This window comes from Vibrio sp. 16 (assembly GCF_963681195.1).
Classification (GTDB): domain Bacteria; phylum Pseudomonadota; class Gammaproteobacteria; order Enterobacterales; family Vibrionaceae; genus Vibrio; species Vibrio sinaloensis_D.
In genome coordinates this window covers 562,328-580,142 of record NZ_OY808997.1, presented here as the reverse complement: position 1 = coordinate 580,142, position 17,815 = coordinate 562,328, and the positions used below count along the sequence as shown (strand labels likewise).

The window sequence follows — 17,815 nt, the reverse complement described above, 5'->3', positions numbered from 1 at the left end:
AGTTTAGTAAGTACTTAACAAGATGCTTAAAAACTTTGCATGAGATCACGAGATGCCGATTGAAAAATTAGATGATTGCACCGTCTTATTGGTGGATGATTCCCCAGATAACCTCGCCTTTATGGCGCAAGGGTTAGCAGGTCGCTACCAGATTAAAGCAGCGAAATCGGGCCAAATGGCACTGCATGTACTTGAACAGTTCGATGTTGATTTGATTTTGCTCGACGTGGTGATGCCCGAAATGTCCGGCTATGACGTCATTCGCTTTGTCACAAGCAACCCCAAAACACGCCATATCCCAGTGGTCTTCCTAACAGGGAAAGATTCGCAAGAGGACGAAAAACTGGGGTTCGAGTTAGGCGCGGCAGACTACATCCACAAACCTGTCAGTATTCCGCTTCTTCGCTCTCGGGTCAGGACCCATTTGCAGAACAAACGATCCAAAGATTTTTTGCGCGATCAAAACGGCTATCTAGAAACGGAAGTGCTCAAACGTTCGAGTGAACTCGACCGAATGCAGGACGCGGTAGTATTTGCACTTGCTAGCCTCGCGGAAACTCGCGATCCAGAAACCGGCAACCACATATTGCGAACTCAACATTACGTGAAGCTGCTTGCTGAATACTTGGCAGAAAATGAAAAGTACCGCGAGTTACTCACCCCGAAAAAGATCGATACTTACTTCAAGGCTGCCCCACTGCACGATATTGGCAAAGTCGGCATCATCGATTCGATCTTACTTAAACCTGGAAAGCTGACCAAAGAGGAGTTTGAGATCATGAAATCCCACACTACCTTGGGATTGCAGGCGCTTGAGAGAGCGGAACAACTCTCTGGGGCGCATAACGATCTGATCAGCGCGGCGAAAGAGATCGCATACGGGCATCATGAAAAATGGGACGGTTCTGGCTACCCAAATGGCTATGCAGGCGATGATATTCCGCTCAGTGCTCGTTTAATGGCAGTGGCAGACGTGTATGACGCGCTTATCTGTAAAAGGGTTTATAAAGATGCAATGACTCATGAAAAGGCAAAAAGCATCATATTGGAAGGCAATGGCCAGCATTTCGATCCGCTAGTGATTGAAGCGTTTCTCGCACAGGAAGATCTCTTTATTAAAATCGCCAGTGAGTTCTCTGATGATTAAGTAAGATAACTACTCAGCGATTAAGGCAATGCAAACACGCCAGCAATTCACACTATTTTCGACTGTAAAGCACTGCGCGTGGGTTCAATATCGCATCTCGGGTGGGTACATCAATGACCGTTAACCCTTTGAAGCGTTCAGGCTCTTTAATCGCCACATCGTGGGCAAATATCACCAGCCTGGCATGTTGAATGTCCTTGTCGGTCAATCGGTTGTTTATCCCGTTCGCACCTTGGGTCTCGACTTTGATTTTCACGCCCATGGTGTAGGCGGCTTTCTCTAGCGATTTTGCTGCTAAAAACGTGTGTGCTACGCCAGAAGGGCAAGACGTGACAGCAAGAATTTCCGCCTCCCCCTCACCTTCCATCGCGTGATAAGCCCGTGCAAGTGCCGCCTCTTGTTCTTCGTCAAGGACATTTTTCTTTAGGAGAATAACCACGAATGCGGTAGTCAGTGCTCCTGCGAGCGTTCCAATGATGTAGCCAATTTTGCCGTCGACGACCGGAAGAACAATCCAGCCTCCCCACGGGGCATGGTTAATCACATGAAACATAAAACCGACAACGTTACCGACAATGCCACCAAGCACAATAGCCGGTAATACTCGGGCAGGATCGGCCGCAGCAAACGGGATCGCACCTTCACTGATGCCAATCATGCCCATAATGCCTGCCGCTTTACCTGCTTCACGCTCGTCCCGTTTAAATTTTTTCGGCGACAAAAAGGTTGCCAATGCTAAGCCCAGAGGCGGTGTACAGATGGCTATCCCAACACCGCCCATCAGCCACGGTTGAGTGTTGACCTGAGTTTGAGCAAATAAGGTCGCCACTTTATTAATTGGCCCGCCCATATCAAACGCCGTCATGGCGCCCAATACCGTACCAAGCATCACTTTACTCGCTCCCGCCATACCAGTAAGCCATTCATTGAGCCCCGCCATGGCTGCGGAAATTGGTGCGCCAATTAGCCACATCACTAAGCCACAGGTCGCAAACGTGCCAACCAGTGGATAGATAAAAATCGAACCTAGCGACGTCATGCTATCTGGCAAAGGGATCTTCTTTAGCATCCGCACGACAATGCCCGCGAAAAAACCCACCACAATCGCGCCTAAAAAACCGGTATGGTACTGCTCTATTGCTACCCAAGAACCAATCATGCCCGGAGCTAATCCAGGTTTGTCGGCAATGGAGTACGCGATGTAGCCACCGAGCACAGCGGTAAACAGAGTCAAACCTGCAATGCCCATTTTGGCGATATCCGCGAGTACTCCTGTCTCTGGAACGGCGCCATGTCCGGAGATCATCACAGAGAGAGAAAGCAGGACGCCTCCCGCGACGATGAATGGAATCATGTGAGAGGTGCCAAACAATAGATGCTCTTTGGCCCTTGCGAGATGGAGTTTCCAAGGGCTTAGTGGTGTTGGGTTAGGTATAGACGGCTCATCCCAAAATTCATGCGAGGGTTGTTGAATATCGGTGAGTAGAGCGCGTGCCTCTTCGATATTTTGCGCCGCTTTCAGTTTGCTAATAAACTCTTCTTCGATGAGCTTGGTTGAGAGCTGGGCAAGCACTTCAATGTGATGATGATCGCCGCCATCCGGTGACGCCAACATGAAAAACACATCGGACAGTTCCCCATCTTCAGCACCATAATCGATACCGGTTCGACTGATACCTACGGCGATCGCAGGTTTTGTGACCGCATCACTTTTTGCATGAGGGATCGCGACACCATCTTCAAAGCCGGTATTCCCAATCTGTTCGCGTTGCCAGATATCGTCGAGAAATTGCGTCTTATCCGCGAGCTTTCCTGCCGCATCAAGAATATCGACCAACTCTTTGAGCACTCCCTCTTTGGTGGTTGCCTTTAGATCCAAACAGATTGTGTCTGGCTCAATGAGAGTCGTAATGTCCATTTTCTCTGCCTTGAATGATTCGCGCTCGAACATAGATTAACCACCGACCATGGTGTTAGATATAGGACGAAAACACCATTAACTGGATTATTGTAACATCCAAAGCAAACTGTGAAGCGCGTCTTTCAAATCCTGATGCCAAATCACTGATTCCCCCGTATGCTGTGCTAATGTCTGCAACGTTATAAACTGAGAAACGTCGTGAAAATAGTCGCTGTCACCGCCTGTCCAACAGGCATTGCACATACCTATATGGCAGCAGATGCACTCATCAAAGCTGCCCCTAAATATCAGGTCCAAATCAAAGTCGAAACCCAAGGCGCAATGGGGATTGAAAATCAACTGACACCACAAGACATAACCCTAGCCGATAGAGTACTTATCGTCTCTGATATTGAAATTGACCAGGCAGCTCGCTTTGAAGGTTGCAACGCGATTAGAGTGTCAATTGAGGATGTACTGGTTAATGTCGACAAAGTGTTTCTCTTGCACTGTCGCTCTTAACCTCAAACAAAACAACAGGTAACTATGAACGAATACCAGCTGACCTTCTTAGTCGAAAACTCAGACGCCAACGCCCTCGCAGCACAGCCGCTTCGGGTGCTAGCCAAAAAGTTCAAAAGTACCCTTCAAATCATTAACATCACCCGAGATCGTCGCGCCGACCTTACCAAAGCGGTCGCTATGTTACAGGTCGGATTGGTCGAGGGAGACCTGTGCCAGATTACCGCAATGGGTATGGATGCTGAGCTCGCCTGCTTTGTCCTCAAAGATGTGATTGCGGAGCACTACACGCTTATTGGTTCGAAGATTAACTATGAGTTTTCTAGCGAACTTGCGACGCGATTGCCGCAGCTCTGCCCTGCCAGTGAAACCAAATGGCACTATGCGAAAGCACATACTGAATTAACCAAGTTTGAGTGCTTAAAAGGACTCGCCCAGCTAATCCATCCCGGCCATCCAGACGAACTGCTCCTCGCCTTTATTAAACGAGAAGAGCGCTCATCAACCTGTGTCACGCCGGGAATTGCGCTGCCTCATGTCATGTTTGACGATATCGATCATATCGCTATTGCTGTCATTGCCAGTGACACCCCGATTGATTGGGCATCGCAAATGGGCAATGTGCATCTTGCGATAGCACTGGTGATGCCTGCCAAACCAACGAGAGAGCAGATCATTACCGCAACCAATCTGACTCGCAACCTACTTTGTGATCAACTTTCTCAACGCCTAAGGCTGACACGTAGCAGCGTCGATCTTCAAGCGCTGCTGATGTACTCCATGTCGCAACTGTTGTCCTGAACTCAAACAGAGCCACGATACTCGGTTGGGGTTCTTCCGGTTCGATTTTTAAACACGCGGCAGAAGTAGTTCACGTCTTTAAAACCACAGCGCATCGCGACTTCATTAAGCTTAAAGTTGTACTTTTTGAGCATGAACTTCGCGCGGTCAATACGTACCCAAGTAATATAGTCCGCTAACGTCATATGCCCTTGCTGGCGAAACAGCCGAGAAAGATGATTGGATGAGATACTAAAGCGTGTCGCGATACTGTCTCGGGTAATCTGGCGGTGGAAGTTCTCTTGGATATAGATACAAATCCCCTGATAGAGATCTTGCACGCGACTGTGTGATTGCTCGATTGGTGCATCAAGCATGGTTTTGCTGTATTGCAACAGCGCTTGCAGCAATAGCTCATCCATCGGCTTCTTATTGTTCTCTCTCGCCAATGAACTGAGCGCTTCTAAAATATTATCGATGGCAAAGCCTGATCGGGTTTGAATACTGTGTTTTTGAATATCATAAAAACTCGCTTCTCCCTTGCGTTTACTGACCAAACTTAACCCTAACTGACGCCGCCCAAACAACATACTCAATACCGAGCAATTGGTATCCCAGTCAGGCTTGTTCCAGCAGTTGGGCGGGATGAAAATCGCGTCGCCCGCTTTCGCGACAATGTTCGTCACTTTACGTTCGTGGGTTTCCATTTCATTGACGTATTCCCCATCCAACACCAGTTCTAAACGCGGAAAGTTAACCTGATAGCTAAACGCCGGAGGCGTATGAAAATCTCCGGCAAACCAGATGTTGTGGAAAGGTTCTCGTTCGTTAAGTACGGACGAAATTAAATCATGAAATACCATCGTAGCATCATCTCAAACTGCACCCTGCGTGCTGGAAGCCTAGGTATACTCTTTAGTGAAGAGTAGCGCTATTGAGCAAAATCACAATTCGAGATCTGGGTTACAAAAATCCAGTAATAGCAATAAATTTCCAGTATCAAAAAGCCTTAAATCGACAAGAAGTCGAGCTAAACAGTTTGCCAATCTCCCTATAAATAAAGGCATTAAGGAAGGTTATCCACTGTCAACACCCTTACCAATCACCACTCTGAAACGATCGAAATCACACTCTAAAAGGGACGCAACAATCCTCCAGTAAATGCGTTTTTTCTTCACTACAGAGCACTGCTGATAGATTTCAAAATACCCCTAACACAACAAGAAACGCACTAGGGGTCCACTATGATCACCAAATTGATCAATGAAAATCTAATTAAGCTTGAGCTTGAGGCCACCTCCAAACAAGAGGTGTTTGAAGAGCTTGTCGAGGTGCTATACCAACAAGGTCGAATTTCCAATAAAAGCGATTTTTTGGCAGACATTCTAAAACGCGAAGCTGAGGGTAACACGGGCTTTGAGGAAGGCATTGCCATCCCGCACGCCAAAAGTGCAGCCGTGCTTGAACCTGCCGTTGTTATCGGCGTTCGCAAAGCAGGTATCGAATACGGCGCAGATGACGGCCAGCCATCAACACTCTTTTTTATGATTGCTTCTCCTGATGGCGGTGATGATCACCATATCCAAGTGTTGGCAGAACTCTCATCCAAGCTGATTGAAGATGGCTTTGTTGAACGCTTTATCAATGCAACCTCTCCCCAGCAAGCACTTGAGTTGCTGCTTCAAAAACCGCAAACCGAACAAGCGCAACCTTTAGACAGCACCAAAGGCTTTATCATTGGCGTTACTGGCTGCCCCGCAGGCGTTGCCCACACTTACCTCGCAGCGGAAGCGTTAGAAAAAGGCGCACATGCTATGGGTTTTGAGGTCAAAGTCGAAACCAACGGCTCTATCGGCGTGAAAAATAGCCCTACCGAAGAAGAGATTGCTCGCGCGGATGCGATTGTTGTCGCCTGTGATAAACAAGTGGATATGGCACGCTTCGCTGGTAAACGAGTCATAAAAACGAACGTAAAAGCGCCGATTCGTGACGCGCAAGGTTTGATTACGCAAGCGCTGAATGCTCCAGCTTACCAAGCCGAGGCCACCAGCACTGGGCAATCAGTCTCTGATAAAGCGTCTCAAGCACGTTCTGATCTATACCGTTACTTAATGAACGGCGTATCACACATGATCCCATTCGTGGTGACGGGGGGGCTTCTAATTGCTCTTGCTCTAGCAGTTGGTGGTGAACCAACGGAAGCGGGTATGGCAATTCCTGCAGGCAGCATGTGGAATCAAATCTTAGAGGTCGGCGTGGTTGCCTTCACCCTGATGATCCCAATTCTTGCCGGTTACATCGCCTACGCCATCGCCGATCGCCCAGCACTCGCACCTGGTCTGATTGGCGGCTGGATTGCCAACAACGGATCGTTTTATGGCGCTGAAGCTGGAACAGGCTTCATTGGTGCTATCGTTGCAGGTCTACTCGTGGGCTACTTCGTTAAGTTCATTACCTCCATCAACTACCACAAGTTCATTCAACCTCTTGTGCCAATCATGATCGCCCCGATCACAGGCTCACTGTTTATTGCCGGTCTGTTTATCTTTGTTATTGGCGCTCCAATCGCAGGATTGATGGACAGTTTGACCGCACTGCTTACTAGCATGAGCACAGGCAACGTGGTTCTACTGGGTATCGTACTCGGCGGCATGGCTGGCTTTGATATGGGCGGTCCATTTAACAAGGTCGCGTTCCTATTCTCTGTCGGCATGATTGCAAGCGGCCAAACTCAATTTATGGGTGCAATGGCATGTGCAATCCCTGTCGCGCCATTAGGTATGGCTCTGGCAACGGTACTGGGTCGTAAGTTTGAGCTGTTTGAATCTTCTGAAATTGAAGCAGGAAAAGCGGCAGGCGCAATGGGCTTAGTTGGCATCTCTGAAGGTGCGATTCCATTTGCGGCGCAAGATCCTATGTCGGTAATTCCTGCCAACGTATTGGGCTCTATGGTTGCTGCCGTGATGGCGTTCTCATTCGGCATTACTAACAGCGTTGCTCACGGTGGCCCAGTTGTCGCTCTACTTGGTGCAATGAACTACCCACTGCTCGCCCTTGTTTGTATGGCAGCAGGTGCGGGCGTAACCGCTCTAACTTGCATCACCTTAAAGAACCTTCGCAAAGCGAAATACACCGCTGCTGCGGCTTAACTCTTCCCTTTGATATTGGCTTGGGCAACACGTCCAAGCCACTTTTCTCTTTATGGTGATCTCTATGTCTGAACTACCTATCAATACTGAATCGTTGTTTGAGCGTGTGTTTTACCCGATGACAAACGTGATTCAAAACTACGCATGGGGCAGCCCATCTTCGTTTACTCAACTATTTGGCACTGCAAACGCGTCAGGTGAGCCACAAGCCGAGATCTGGATGGGCGCACACCCAAATGGTTGCTCACTGGTGGATACTGGAACCAAGCAGACCAAACTGTCTAATCTAATCGGCCAAAACCTTAATCTGTTTTTGAGTGATAAGATTGCTCGCCGCTTTGGTGAACTACCTTACCTGTTTAAAGTGCTCGCGGCCGAAAAAGCGCTCTCGATTCAAGTCCATCCGAACAAACATCAGGCGGAGTTTGGGTTTAAACGTGAAGAGCAGCAAGGTATTCCACTTTCTGCAAGCCAGCGCAACTACAAAGATGCCAACCACAAACCTGAGCTTGTTTATGCGTTAACCGACTACACGGCGATGAATGGCTTTAGACCGATTAACGAGATCCTTGCCCATTTCAACTACCTTGATATTCCTGAACTCAATTCGCTGGTGAACGATCTGTCAGGCGATCAAAGCCCTAATGGTTTAGCAAACTTCTTCTCAGCCTTGTTATCACTGCAAGGTAAGCAGAGAGAAGTGGCATTAATGAAGCTGATCATAAAAGCCAAGCAGTCGCCAACGCCACTGTTTAACCTGATTGTGGAACTTGAAGAGCAGTACCCGGGCGATGTGGGTCTGTTTGCTCCATTGATCCTCAATGTGATCGTTTTAAAACCTGGCCAAGCAATGTATTTAGATGCAGAAACGCCTCATGCCTATATCAAAGGTACTGGACTCGAGATCATGGCAAACTCCGACAATGTGCTGCGCGCCGGACTCACGCCAAAATACATGGATGTGAAAGAGCTGGTTTCTTGCACTCGCTTTAACGAAAAACGACTCGATAGCCTGTTGTTAGAGCCGACACAGAACAACGGCATGCTCGAATACCCAATTCCGGTCGAAGATTTTAAATTCGCCATTATTGAACACTCCGAACGGCGAGAAATTAAGACACAAGGCGCTGAAATACTGCTTCCTCTGGATGAAGCCATGCTCCTAACCCACATTTGCGGTGAGCAGTGCGTCATCGAAAAGGGCAAGTCGGTATTTATTCCTGCTTACGCTGAGCAATACACCATAGCTTGCGCAGGTCGAGTCGCTCGCGCTTACAGTTAACGACTGTGCTCCTGCCTTCCCCCAAGGTCAGCACTCGTTTATTGCCCTGCTTATGCGGGGCTTTTTTATCTCTTTCTATTTCGTGATTCACGTTTATTTTGTGACCGTTAACACAGGCTAAAAATGACGCCTATCACACTTAAAATTAGCGGATACAAAAGTCTAGTAGTTGGATTTTTTTTACTATTTCCGAGTTTAGCGGCAAGGATTAAATTAACTCCATTGCATAAGCACTGATGAGTAAAACAAATGATTACCGAACTAACCAACGTCAATTTAATTAAAGTCAACCTTCAAGCAAATAATAAAAAAGAAGCCTTCGAAGAGCTTGCAGAAATGTTATTCAATAACGAGCGTATTAATAACAAATCCGCATTCTTGAATGATATTGAAACGCGTGAATCCTTAAGCGTCACCTCTATGGATGGCATTGCTTACCCGCATGCCAAAAGCCAAGCCGTTACTAACCCTGCTATTGCCGTCGGCGTAAAGCATGAAGGCATCGAATACGGCGATGAAGACGGCATCAAACCCAGCCTATTTTTTATGATCGCATCACCGGATAACGGCGCCGATCATCATATTTATGTTCTTCAAGAACTATTCGGAAAATTTAGCGAAGAGTTTATTGAAGAGGTCCAAAACGCAAAAGACGAACAACAAATCCTTAATATTTTAACTAATTCATAAGGCGTAGTAATTATGAGTACCCTAACAACTCAAGCTACTAACAATAGCGATTTTAAAAAACTACTCGGCACCATGAAAGGACACCTTTTATTTGGTACTTCTCATATGCTTCCATTTATTGTTGCGGGTGGTGTACTTCTGGCATTAGCGGTAATGGCATCAGGTAAAGGTGCGGTTCCAGCAGACGGTTTATTGGCTGATATTTCTAATATCGGTATTAAAGGTCTGGTGCTGTTCCCAATTATTTTGGGTGGCTTCATTGGCTATTCTATTGCTGATAAACCAGCACTTGCACCAGCGATGATCTCTTCTGGCATTATGGCGGATATGGGCGGCGGTTTCTTAGGTTGTATCGTTGCAGGTTTCATTGCCGGTGGTGTGGTATTCCAACTTAAGAAGATCCCACTTTCAGCGAACATGACGGCGCTCGGCGCTTATTTCATCTACCCACTTATCGGTACGCTTATCTCCGCAGGTATCGTTTTATGGGGTATCGGTGAGCCAATCAAACTGTTCATGGCATCTATGAACGAGTTCCTAGCTTCAATGGCTGGCGCCTCTAAAGTGGTTCTAGGTACGATTCTTGGTGGTATGACGGCGTTCGATATGGGCGGTCCAATCAACAAAGTCGCGACGCTATTTGCTCAAACTCAAGTAGACACTCAACCATGGCTAATGGGTGGTGTTGGTATCGCAATCTGTACGCCTCCTCTAGGCATGGCACTAGCAACCTTCCTATTCAAGAAGAAGTTCACTAAGCAAGAGCAAGAGGCAGGTAAAGCTGCCGCAATCATGGGCTCTATCGGTATCTCTGAAGGCGCGATTCCATTCGCAGCGAATGACCCAATGCGCGTACTTCCTTCAATCGTTGCCGGTGGTATCGTTGGCTGTGTGTTCGGTTTCCTAACAGACGTTCTACTACACGCACCATGGGGCGGTCTAATCACGGCGCCTGTATCAAGCAACATTCCAATGTACGTGGTTGGTATTGCACTAGGCTCGCTAACGACTGCACTTATCGTAGGCTTCTGGAAACCAGTGGCTGAAGAGTCAGATGAAGAAATCGAACAAGCTGCACCTGTACAAGCTCAAGCGGCTCCAGCAGCAGGTGAAGGTGAGTACGACGTAGTAGCGGTAACATGTTGCCCATCAGGTGTGGCACACACTTTCATGGCAGCGAAAGCGCTAGAGAAAGCAGGCGCCGCAGCAGGCATTAAGATTAAGGTAGAAACTCAAGGTCAAAACGGCATTCAGAACCGCATCACTGACCTAGATGTCGCAAACGCGAAGCTGGTAATTCTCGCTCACGACATTCAAGTCAAAGACGCACAGCGCTTTGCTAACGCGAACGTGGTTGAGTGCTCAACCAAAGAAGCAATGAAGAAAGCCGCAGAGTTAATTCAAGCTTAACTCACTCGATGAAAAACAAGCCCGAGCATATAGATGCTCGGGCTTTTTCATTCCATCATTTGCAGCTCTCTTGCATTAAAAACCTAACGTGTTTCCAACAACTTATTTAGCAATCGTACTTTTCTGCTAATGATAAATACCATGGAAGTTCAGCCTATATCTATCAATCCAAAAATAACAAAAGGACGTCTCATGGCAAAACCGACACAGGATGACATCACTCGCCTAAACCGCTACTTCGCGATTGAAAGTAATAATGAGTTTTGGAGCTTGTCTGAAAAAGCCAGTACAACACAAGAGCAGCAACGATTACTCACGGTTGCCTTTACTTCGCTCTATCATTGGTCAAGCGTCGGTACGGCAGACAACATACATCTTGCTGAACTCGCCGTTGCAAGAGCGCTTTGTATCAGCGGATCAGAGCTAAGCCTATCATTTGCCCAAAGCGCGTTTGAACACTTTGACGGTGAAGGAGCAGACTGGATTCAAGCATTCACCAACGCGGTATTAAGCCACGCGTTATCTATATCCGATCACAACGCGCAAGCCGCAGAGCACTACCAGCAAGCAGTTAATTATCAGGCTAAGTTGTCAGAAGGTGATAGAAGCGTATTTGACGCAACCTTCATCACCATTCCAACCCCTTAACTTCACTTACCCCACTTTAGCGATGACCTTTTGGCAGATATATTCACCAATAGGCATCGCTGAAGTCGCAGCAGGAGATGGTGCGTTGCAAACATGCAAACTGCGAGGGCTTTCGGCAAACAGAAAGTCATGAACGAGCGTACCATCTTTCATCACCGCCTGAGCGCGAATGCCGGCAGGATAAGGCTTCAGATCACTGAGTTGAATGCTAGGGCAATACTTGTTAACTAGTTTCAAGTAGCCGGGCTTCCACCATGAGTTTTTAAATTCCACCAGCCCAGTTTTGAGGTGTTTCGCTGTCACTTTCCAAAAGCCACTGAAACGCAGCATCTGCATAGTGTCTTTGAGGCTAAAATTGATCGCCCCATACCCTTCCCGCTTCCAACCCTGAACGGCATTAGGCCCCACCGTCACCGAACCATCAATCATTCTGGTGAGGTGTACGCCCAGAAATGGTAAATCAGGGTCAGGAATGGGGTATATAAGATGGTTCACTATGCCATTATGCTTGGAATCAAGTCGATAATACTCCCCGCGATAAGGCACGATTTGAAAGTCAGTCTCAATAGATAACATCTTGGTCATTCGATCGGCCATCAGACCCGAACACGTGATTAAGAACTTACCCACCACCACCGAGCTTTCGCCTTTGCTCATACAAGTGAGATAGATGTCATCACTGGTCTCTTGAGCCGCAATCACTTCCGATTCAAGTTGCACCTCTCCACCGAGTTCGACAAACTCCTTGGCCATCTGAGCGGTGACTAGTTTGTAATCCACTATGCTGGTCGATTTAACGTAAATAGCACCAAGCCCTGTGATATTCGGCTCAGCCAAACTTAGCTGAGCTTGGTCCAACAGGTCAACTTCAATCCCATTCTCATCACAGCGTTGGTAGAGGGCATGCATCCGTTGCAGCTCCACATCATTTGTCGCGACCAACAATTTACCGCAGTTCTCGACCGCTATATTGTGCTGACGGCAGAAATCGATCGTCCGCTCTACCCCTCGTTTACAAAACTCAGCTTTGAGGCTTCCCGGTTGATAATAGACACCCGCGTGAATAACACCGCTGTTATGCCCCGTTTGGTGATGGGCAAATCCCGACTCTTTTTCAATCAATAGGATGGTTTTATCAGGCTGGGACTGTTTGAGTTGCCAAGCGGTAGACACACCGACGATCCCGCCACCTACAACCACATAGTCGTACACTCGTTCCATACTCATGTTAATTGGCCACCTTGTCCGCTGGTTCCTTCACGCCCAATGTCGAAGATTGGCGACCACTGTGAAGGAAAATCGCAATGAACACACCACTTAACACTAAGCGAATCCAGATCGGTACATCAGGCCAAACGAGCGCCAAACCAATCGCAACCAACCCAATACGAACTAGCACATTGAGTTCTCCCTCAAGGTATCCTTCGATTGCACCGATAAAAGCGTAAGTGCCGACAATGGCAAACACACCCGTGACAAGCACTGACGTCACATCCCAACTGACCAATCCGGTATACGCAATCAGCAGAGGCACCAAGTAAAGCCCTTTGGCGATTTTCCATGCCATTAAACCTGTGCGCATTGGTGGCGTTTTAGCGATCGTCGCCGCCGCAAACGCGGTCAAACATACTGGCGGCGTCACGTTACTGTCTTGAGAAAGCCAGAAAATGATTAAGTGGGCCGACAGCAGCGCTAGGCCAACCGCTTCTAAACCAAGGCTTTGCTCTAGTAACGTTTCCATGAAATCAGCGGGAACAAGCGCTATCATCTCTTTTGCCGTTTCAAGGGTCATAGGTGCACTCAAGAGCGCTAGCTTGTCAGGTGCGGCAAGCATAAAGATCGCTTTTGCTTGTTCAGGCAGTTGACCAGCCACAAGCAGATCAAGTAGCTGATTCTCAGCCAGCAACTTGTACAACGCCGGGGCTGAAAGCGTACCCAGCACAATATACGCTGCGGTAACAGGAAGCCCCATACCGAGTACCAATGAAGCAAGTGCAATCAACACGATCATGGTAAACAAATCACCATTCGCCCAGCCATCAATCATAAGCGAGAAGGTGTTTCCGATCCCCGTGGTACTGATAACGTTAATGACCAAGCCAATTCCCACCAGTAACACCGCCGTCGTTGCCATGTTTTTCGCCCCTTGGGAAAGCGCTTCGATGATCGCTCTAGGGCCCATTTTGTGATTTTTGGAAAACCACGACGCGACAACCACGGAAATGATAGACAGCCCAGCTGCATAGGTAGGTGTAAAACCCTGAACCAATAGCGTGACCAACACAGCCAATGGAATCAGATTGTGCCAACCGGAAATCAGCACCTTAAACAGAGACTCATCGCTCGTCGTTACTTTTTGTACCCCGCTGCGCTTTGCTTCGATACGGACAAAAAACGCTACGGATAGAAAGTAAATCAGCGCAGGAATAAACGACACCGCGATGATGTCGACATAAGGAATCTGCGTGTAAGAGGCCATAATGAAGGCACCCGCCCCCATAACAGGAGGCATCAGTTGCCCACCAGTGGATGCCGCGGCTTCAACCCCTGCAGCAAATCGAGATGGAAAGCCCGCTTTTTGCATTAAAGGGATACTAATAACGCCAGTAGACACTGTGTTCGCGACACTCGAGCCAGAGACAGATCCCATTAAACCAGAGCCGATCACGGCGATAAACCCAGGACCACCAATGATTTTACCCGCGGCCGCGCGAGCAACATCAATAATGTAATCGCCCACCCCTGAACGCACTAAGAAGGCGCCGAACAAGATGAACATGAAAACGAAGGTCCAGCTGATCCGAGAGATCGAACCAAACATACCTTCAGAAGAGTAAAAGCTGCGGTACAGCAATGTTTCAAGGCTTAAACCCGGGAAATGGAAAATGCCACTTGCCCACTGTCCCCACACCACCACGTAGCTTAAACAAACCAAGATCAGCATGGGAATAAACCAACCCATGGTTCGACGAATCAATTCGATAACAATGGCAATAGCAAGAATGGCAAAAAACCAATCACTGGCGACAAACTTGACTCCTCGCTCATACAGCGCATCTTCCGCAAACGGGATGTACACCAGACAAGCAAGCGCCGCAATCGCAATCAGCACATCGATCCCAAGCGCGAACTTACTCTTTTTTAGCGAAATATGGGCTGGGTACCACAGCGCACAAATCACAGCAAAACCCGCAAAGTGCGTTGCTGAAATCCATAACTCGGGTAAGGTCGACAAGGTATTGAACCAAATATGTAACAGCGATAGCACCACACCAAACGCGGTAATGACTTTGCCCACCCACGGAAAATCCGTTCGGGTAGGTAACTCAAATTTTTGCAATTCCTCTTGCATCGAATCGCTCATAATCCACTCCAACGCACTCCAACTTCTCAGTAGAGCAAAACAAATAATAATTGAAGCGCGCACCGCTCATCGGGTGCGCGTTATCAGGTGATCAGTTGATCAATAGTTCAGACGGGATCTCGACACCCACTTCTTTGTAGTAACGAGCAGCTCCCGGATGAAGAGGAAGTGGCAAACCCGCGATCGCTTTTTCAATCGCCATCGCTTTTGTTGCTTTGTGAATGCCTTGTAGGAATGGTAGGTTTTCGTAAATTGTTTTGGTTAGTTGGTAAACATCTTCTTCAGAAATGTCTTGTCGAACCGCTAAGAAGTTAGGTTGAGCAATGGTTGTGATCGGCTTGTCGACACCCGGGTAGGTGTTGGCTGGAATTTCATATTTCGTCCAAAGGTTGTATTTGCCATTCGCCATTTTGATCTGCTGATCGGTAAACGATAGGATTTGGATATCATCACCCAGAGCTGCAAATGCTTGAGTTACCGCTCCGACGGGAACACCCGCTGGCGTGTTCATGCCATCAATGGTGCCATTTTGCAGTGCACTCGCACTACCACCATAGCCCATGTAGGCAAGATTAAACTTGTCTGGGTCGACCTCTAAGCCTTTCATGATTTGACGACCAGAGTTCTCTGTCCCTGAGTTCTTCTTACCGATGGAAAACTTCTTGCCATCTAGATTGTTCAGATCGCTTACCGTCCCACTTTCCACAAGGTCCGAACGAACGATGAAGTGCTCAACGTTTTGCCAAAGCATAGACACAGAGCGTAGCCCTTCTTGGCGACCACTTTTCTCATAAGGACCTTGACCAGACCAAGCCCAAGCGCCGTACAACCCCTGCAGGATGGCAAATTGCGCTTCATTTTCATTCAGCAGCTTAACGTTCTCACCAGATCCTGCTGAGCTGATCGCTGACAAAGAGAAGTGATGCTTAGGTGCCAGTTTCACTTTGCTCAAGGTCGCCAAAGCAACCCCCACTGGATAATACGTTCCCCCTGTCGATGCCGTTGCAAGGATGTAGCTGCGATCTTCTGCTACCGCATTCGATACCAAACCAAAAGAAGCCATCGCGACCGCTAGGGTTTTCACCAGTTTGTTGTATTTCATCTTTACTCTCCATGTAGAGTTGTTCACGTTATTATTTTGTTAAATCAAATCTGTAAGAGCAAAAGCGATGCCAAATTGTAAGTTATTGAATTATTTAGATAGAAACTCATATGGTGACGTAAATGAGCAAAATCTTGCTCATTTACAAAGAGGGCGATGAGCAAAAAGTCGCTCATTTCACAGGGTCATATTGGCCATATACCCCTTGTTAATGACTCAAAAGTTAAAGAAATGTGATCATTCAAACAAACCGCAGCAAATTTGTGGTGAGCAAAATTTCGCTTATCCCGCCACAAATTTGTCTCAATCACCACTCACATAATCACTTCGATTCAACGCATAGCGCGCCATTTTTTGGTTGAGCGTGCGCCGTGGAAGATCGAGCTCTTGCATCACTTGGGTAATTTTGCCGTTGTGACGTACCAGCGCATCATGAATCACTTTGCGTTCAAAGCTCTGGACCTGAATCGCTAACGGAATTCCGGCGTTAGAGGTTTCGCTTAAAGTATTCGGTCGAGAAGAGAGAATCTCACCCACCGTGACCGATTCATCGAGTGCAAACCGGATCGCGACATTGCGCAATTCACGAACATTGCCAGGCCACGAGTAGGTCAATAGGGCTTGCCTGTCTGCTTCACTGGCTAAACGCGTATTCTGATTGGCTTGATGGGAAAAGTGCTCAAACAGCAGCAAGGCGTCATCTTCGCGTTCGCAAAGGGGCGGAAGATAAAGCTGAGCGACGTTCAATCGATAGTAAAGGTCTTGGCGAAAATCAGGATGGTTCATGAGATCGTGTTTGGCGGCAGCCACAACGCGCAAATCGACTGAGATTGGCTGATTGCCTCCCACTCGCTCAACCATATGGTCTTGCAAAGAGCGCAATACTTTCACTTGCATCGCGAGCGGCATACTCTCGATTTCATCAAAAAAAAGTGTCCCTTTGTTGGCATACTCCAGCTTTCCAACGCGACGTTTGGTCGCTCCTGTAAACGCCCCTGCTTCATGACCAAACAGCTCGCTCTCAAATAGGTTTTCTGGAATTGCTCCGCAATTGAGGGGAACGAAAGGATGACGCTGCCGGCGACTGAACTGATGCAAACATGTCGCAACCAACTCCTTACCACAGCCCGTATCGCCGTATATGATCACATTGGTATCGATGGTCGCCACTTTGGCGATTTGCTCCCGAAGATCGCACATCACCTGACTACGACCAATGATGATTTCTTCAATCCCGTCGACGCTCTCAAGATAAGAGCGTCTATCTTCTCGCTCTTTGCCCTGTTGATAATGGGCAGCCGCGGCTAACACGGTATCGGACAAACGCTGAGGATCAAACGGCTTTTCTATAAAGTCATAAGCGCCCATTTGCAGCGCTTTCACCGCCATATCCACATCACCATGGCCGGTAATCAATATCACGGGAATAGTTGGAAATCGCTGCTTAACTTGGCTCAGCAGATCGACGCCATCTATGCCGGGCAGTCTTACATCACTGACGATTACGTCGAATTCACTGTGCTGGAGCGAGACCATCAACTGCTCACCATCATCAAACGGGCTCACTTCAAACCCAGCGAGCTGCAGCCACTGACTGGTCGCTTGACGAACAATGGCATCATCTTCCACCAGTGCGACACATGCTTCCATAACTTCTTCCATACGATGCATTCCTCCTTCAGCAACGGTATGAGAAAAAGTCAACAACGGAAAGGAGCTAGCTCCCACTTTTCATCTACAAGTTCTTAACAAAAAATTGGGAATTTGCTAGCGTGTTGACAGTAAAACCAATGAGAAGCCCATCCGTTTGAGTTAGGAAAC

Annotated in this window: 14 protein-coding genes; 8 read left to right on the top strand and 6 right to left on the bottom strand. The window is 47.8% G+C overall.

Annotated features, from left to right (window positions below):
• Positions 1-52 precede the first annotated feature (52 nt).
• Positions 53-1,147: an HD-GYP domain-containing protein gene (locus tag U9J37_RS02625; protein ID WP_005470531.1), complete on the top strand. Its 1,095-nt coding sequence runs from the start codon at positions 53-55 to the stop codon at positions 1,145-1,147.
• A gap of 52 nt (positions 1,148-1,199) precedes the next feature.
• Here the strand turns inward: U9J37_RS02625 and U9J37_RS02620 are convergent, their stop codons facing one another.
• Positions 1,200-3,065 carry a fructose-specific PTS transporter subunit EIIC gene (locus tag U9J37_RS02620; protein ID WP_043886652.1) on the bottom strand — a complete coding sequence of 622 codons (1,866 nt, stop codon included), beginning with the start codon at positions 3,063-3,065 and terminating at the stop codon, positions 1,200-1,202.
• A 201-nt stretch (positions 3,066-3,266) separates the two neighbouring features.
• On the opposite strand from U9J37_RS02620, the gene U9J37_RS02615 reads away from it, so the two are divergent.
• Positions 3,267-3,569, top strand: coding sequence for a PTS fructose transporter subunit IIB (locus U9J37_RS02615; RefSeq protein ID WP_038138747.1), 303 nt, complete (start codon positions 3,267-3,269; stop codon positions 3,567-3,569).
• Positions 3,570-3,593: 24 nt separating this feature from the next.
• Positions 3,594-4,370: a PTS sugar transporter subunit IIA gene (locus U9J37_RS02610; RefSeq protein WP_005470439.1), complete on the top strand. Its 777-nt coding sequence runs from the start codon at positions 3,594-3,596 to the stop codon at positions 4,368-4,370.
• A gap of 2 nt (positions 4,371-4,372) precedes the next feature.
• Here the strand turns inward: U9J37_RS02610 and U9J37_RS02605 are convergent, their stop codons facing one another.
• Entirely contained in the window at positions 4,373-5,212 is an 840-nt protein-coding gene (locus U9J37_RS02605; RefSeq protein ID WP_005470584.1) for a helix-turn-helix transcriptional regulator, read from the bottom strand.
• A gap of 381 nt (positions 5,213-5,593) precedes the next feature.
• On the opposite strand from U9J37_RS02605, the gene U9J37_RS02600 reads away from it, so the two are divergent.
• From U9J37_RS02600 to U9J37_RS02580, 5 genes are all read left to right on the top strand, one after another.
• On the top strand, positions 5,594-7,498 hold the full coding sequence (locus U9J37_RS02600) for a PTS fructose transporter subunit IIABC (RefSeq protein ID WP_005470305.1): 1,905 nt from the start codon (positions 5,594-5,596) through the stop codon (positions 7,496-7,498).
• Between the two features lie 64 nt (positions 7,499-7,562).
• Entirely contained in the window at positions 7,563-8,780 is a 1,218-nt protein-coding gene (gene manA, locus U9J37_RS02595) for a mannose-6-phosphate isomerase, class I (protein ID WP_043886653.1), read from the top strand.
• A gap of 249 nt (positions 8,781-9,029) precedes the next feature.
• On the top strand, positions 9,030-9,470 hold the full coding sequence (locus U9J37_RS02590) for a PTS sugar transporter subunit IIA (RefSeq protein WP_005470432.1): 441 nt from the start codon (positions 9,030-9,032) through the stop codon (positions 9,468-9,470).
• A 12-nt stretch (positions 9,471-9,482) separates the two neighbouring features.
• Positions 9,483-10,880 (top strand): PTS fructose transporter subunit IIBC, encoded by a 1,398-nt coding sequence (locus tag U9J37_RS02585; RefSeq protein WP_005470491.1) that lies wholly within the window; start codon positions 9,483-9,485, stop codon positions 10,878-10,880.
• 192 nt (positions 10,881-11,072) lie between these two features.
• A complete protein-coding gene (locus U9J37_RS02580; RefSeq protein WP_005470573.1) occupies positions 11,073-11,528 on the top strand; it encodes a hypothetical protein in 456 nt (151 codons plus the stop codon).
• A gap of 6 nt (positions 11,529-11,534) precedes the next feature.
• Here the strand turns inward: U9J37_RS02580 and lhgO are convergent, their stop codons facing one another.
• The 4 genes from lhgO to U9J37_RS02560 form a co-directional block, all read right to left on the bottom strand.
• Entirely contained in the window at positions 11,535-12,749 is a 1,215-nt protein-coding gene (gene lhgO / locus U9J37_RS02575; RefSeq protein WP_005470558.1) for an L-2-hydroxyglutarate dehydrogenase, read from the bottom strand.
• A gap of 7 nt (positions 12,750-12,756) precedes the next feature.
• Positions 12,757-14,892, bottom strand: coding sequence for a TRAP transporter permease (locus U9J37_RS02570; RefSeq protein ID WP_043886655.1), 2,136 nt, complete (start codon positions 14,890-14,892; stop codon positions 12,757-12,759).
• Positions 14,893-14,983: 91 nt separating this feature from the next.
• Positions 14,984-15,994: a TAXI family TRAP transporter solute-binding subunit gene (locus U9J37_RS02565; protein ID WP_005470334.1), complete on the bottom strand. Its 1,011-nt coding sequence runs from the start codon at positions 15,992-15,994 to the stop codon at positions 14,984-14,986.
• Positions 15,995-16,297: 303 nt separating this feature from the next.
• Positions 16,298-17,656 (bottom strand): sigma-54-dependent transcriptional regulator, encoded by a 1,359-nt coding sequence (locus U9J37_RS02560; RefSeq protein ID WP_416200448.1) that lies wholly within the window; start codon positions 17,654-17,656, stop codon positions 16,298-16,300.
• Positions 17,657-17,815 lie beyond the last annotated feature (159 nt).

Excerpts from the sequence above, each read along its gene's own strand:
- U9J37_RS02625 (WP_005470531.1), top strand. The coding sequence starts at position 53 with ATGCCGATTGAAAAATTAGATGATTGCACCGTCTTATTGGTGGATGAT.
- U9J37_RS02620 (WP_043886652.1), bottom strand. The coding sequence starts at position 3,065 with ATGGACATTACGACTCTCATTGAGCCAGACACAATCTGTTTGGATCTA.
- U9J37_RS02610 (WP_005470439.1), top strand. The coding sequence starts at position 3,594 with ATGAACGAATACCAGCTGACCTTCTTAGTCGAAAACTCAGACGCCAAC.
- U9J37_RS02605 (WP_005470584.1), bottom strand. The coding sequence starts at position 5,212 with ATGGTATTTCATGATTTAATTTCGTCCGTACTTAACGAACGAGAACCT.
- U9J37_RS02600 (WP_005470305.1), top strand. The coding sequence starts at position 5,594 with ATGATCACCAAATTGATCAATGAAAATCTAATTAAGCTTGAGCTTGAG.
- manA (WP_043886653.1), top strand. The coding sequence starts at position 7,563 with ATGTCTGAACTACCTATCAATACTGAATCGTTGTTTGAGCGTGTGTTT.
- U9J37_RS02590 (WP_005470432.1), top strand. The coding sequence starts at position 9,030 with ATGATTACCGAACTAACCAACGTCAATTTAATTAAAGTCAACCTTCAA.
- U9J37_RS02585 (WP_005470491.1), top strand. The coding sequence starts at position 9,483 with ATGAGTACCCTAACAACTCAAGCTACTAACAATAGCGATTTTAAAAAA.
- U9J37_RS02580 (WP_005470573.1), top strand. The coding sequence starts at position 11,073 with ATGGCAAAACCGACACAGGATGACATCACTCGCCTAAACCGCTACTTC.
- lhgO (WP_005470558.1), bottom strand. The coding sequence starts at position 12,749 with ATGGAACGAGTGTACGACTATGTGGTTGTAGGTGGCGGGATCGTCGGT.
- U9J37_RS02570 (WP_043886655.1), bottom strand. The coding sequence starts at position 14,892 with ATGAGCGATTCGATGCAAGAGGAATTGCAAAAATTTGAGTTACCTACC.
- U9J37_RS02565 (WP_005470334.1), bottom strand. The coding sequence starts at position 15,994 with ATGAAATACAACAAACTGGTGAAAACCCTAGCGGTCGCGATGGCTTCT.
- U9J37_RS02560 (WP_416200448.1), bottom strand. The coding sequence starts at position 17,656 with ATGGAAGAAGTTATGGAAGCATGTGTCGCACTGGTGGAAGATGATGCC.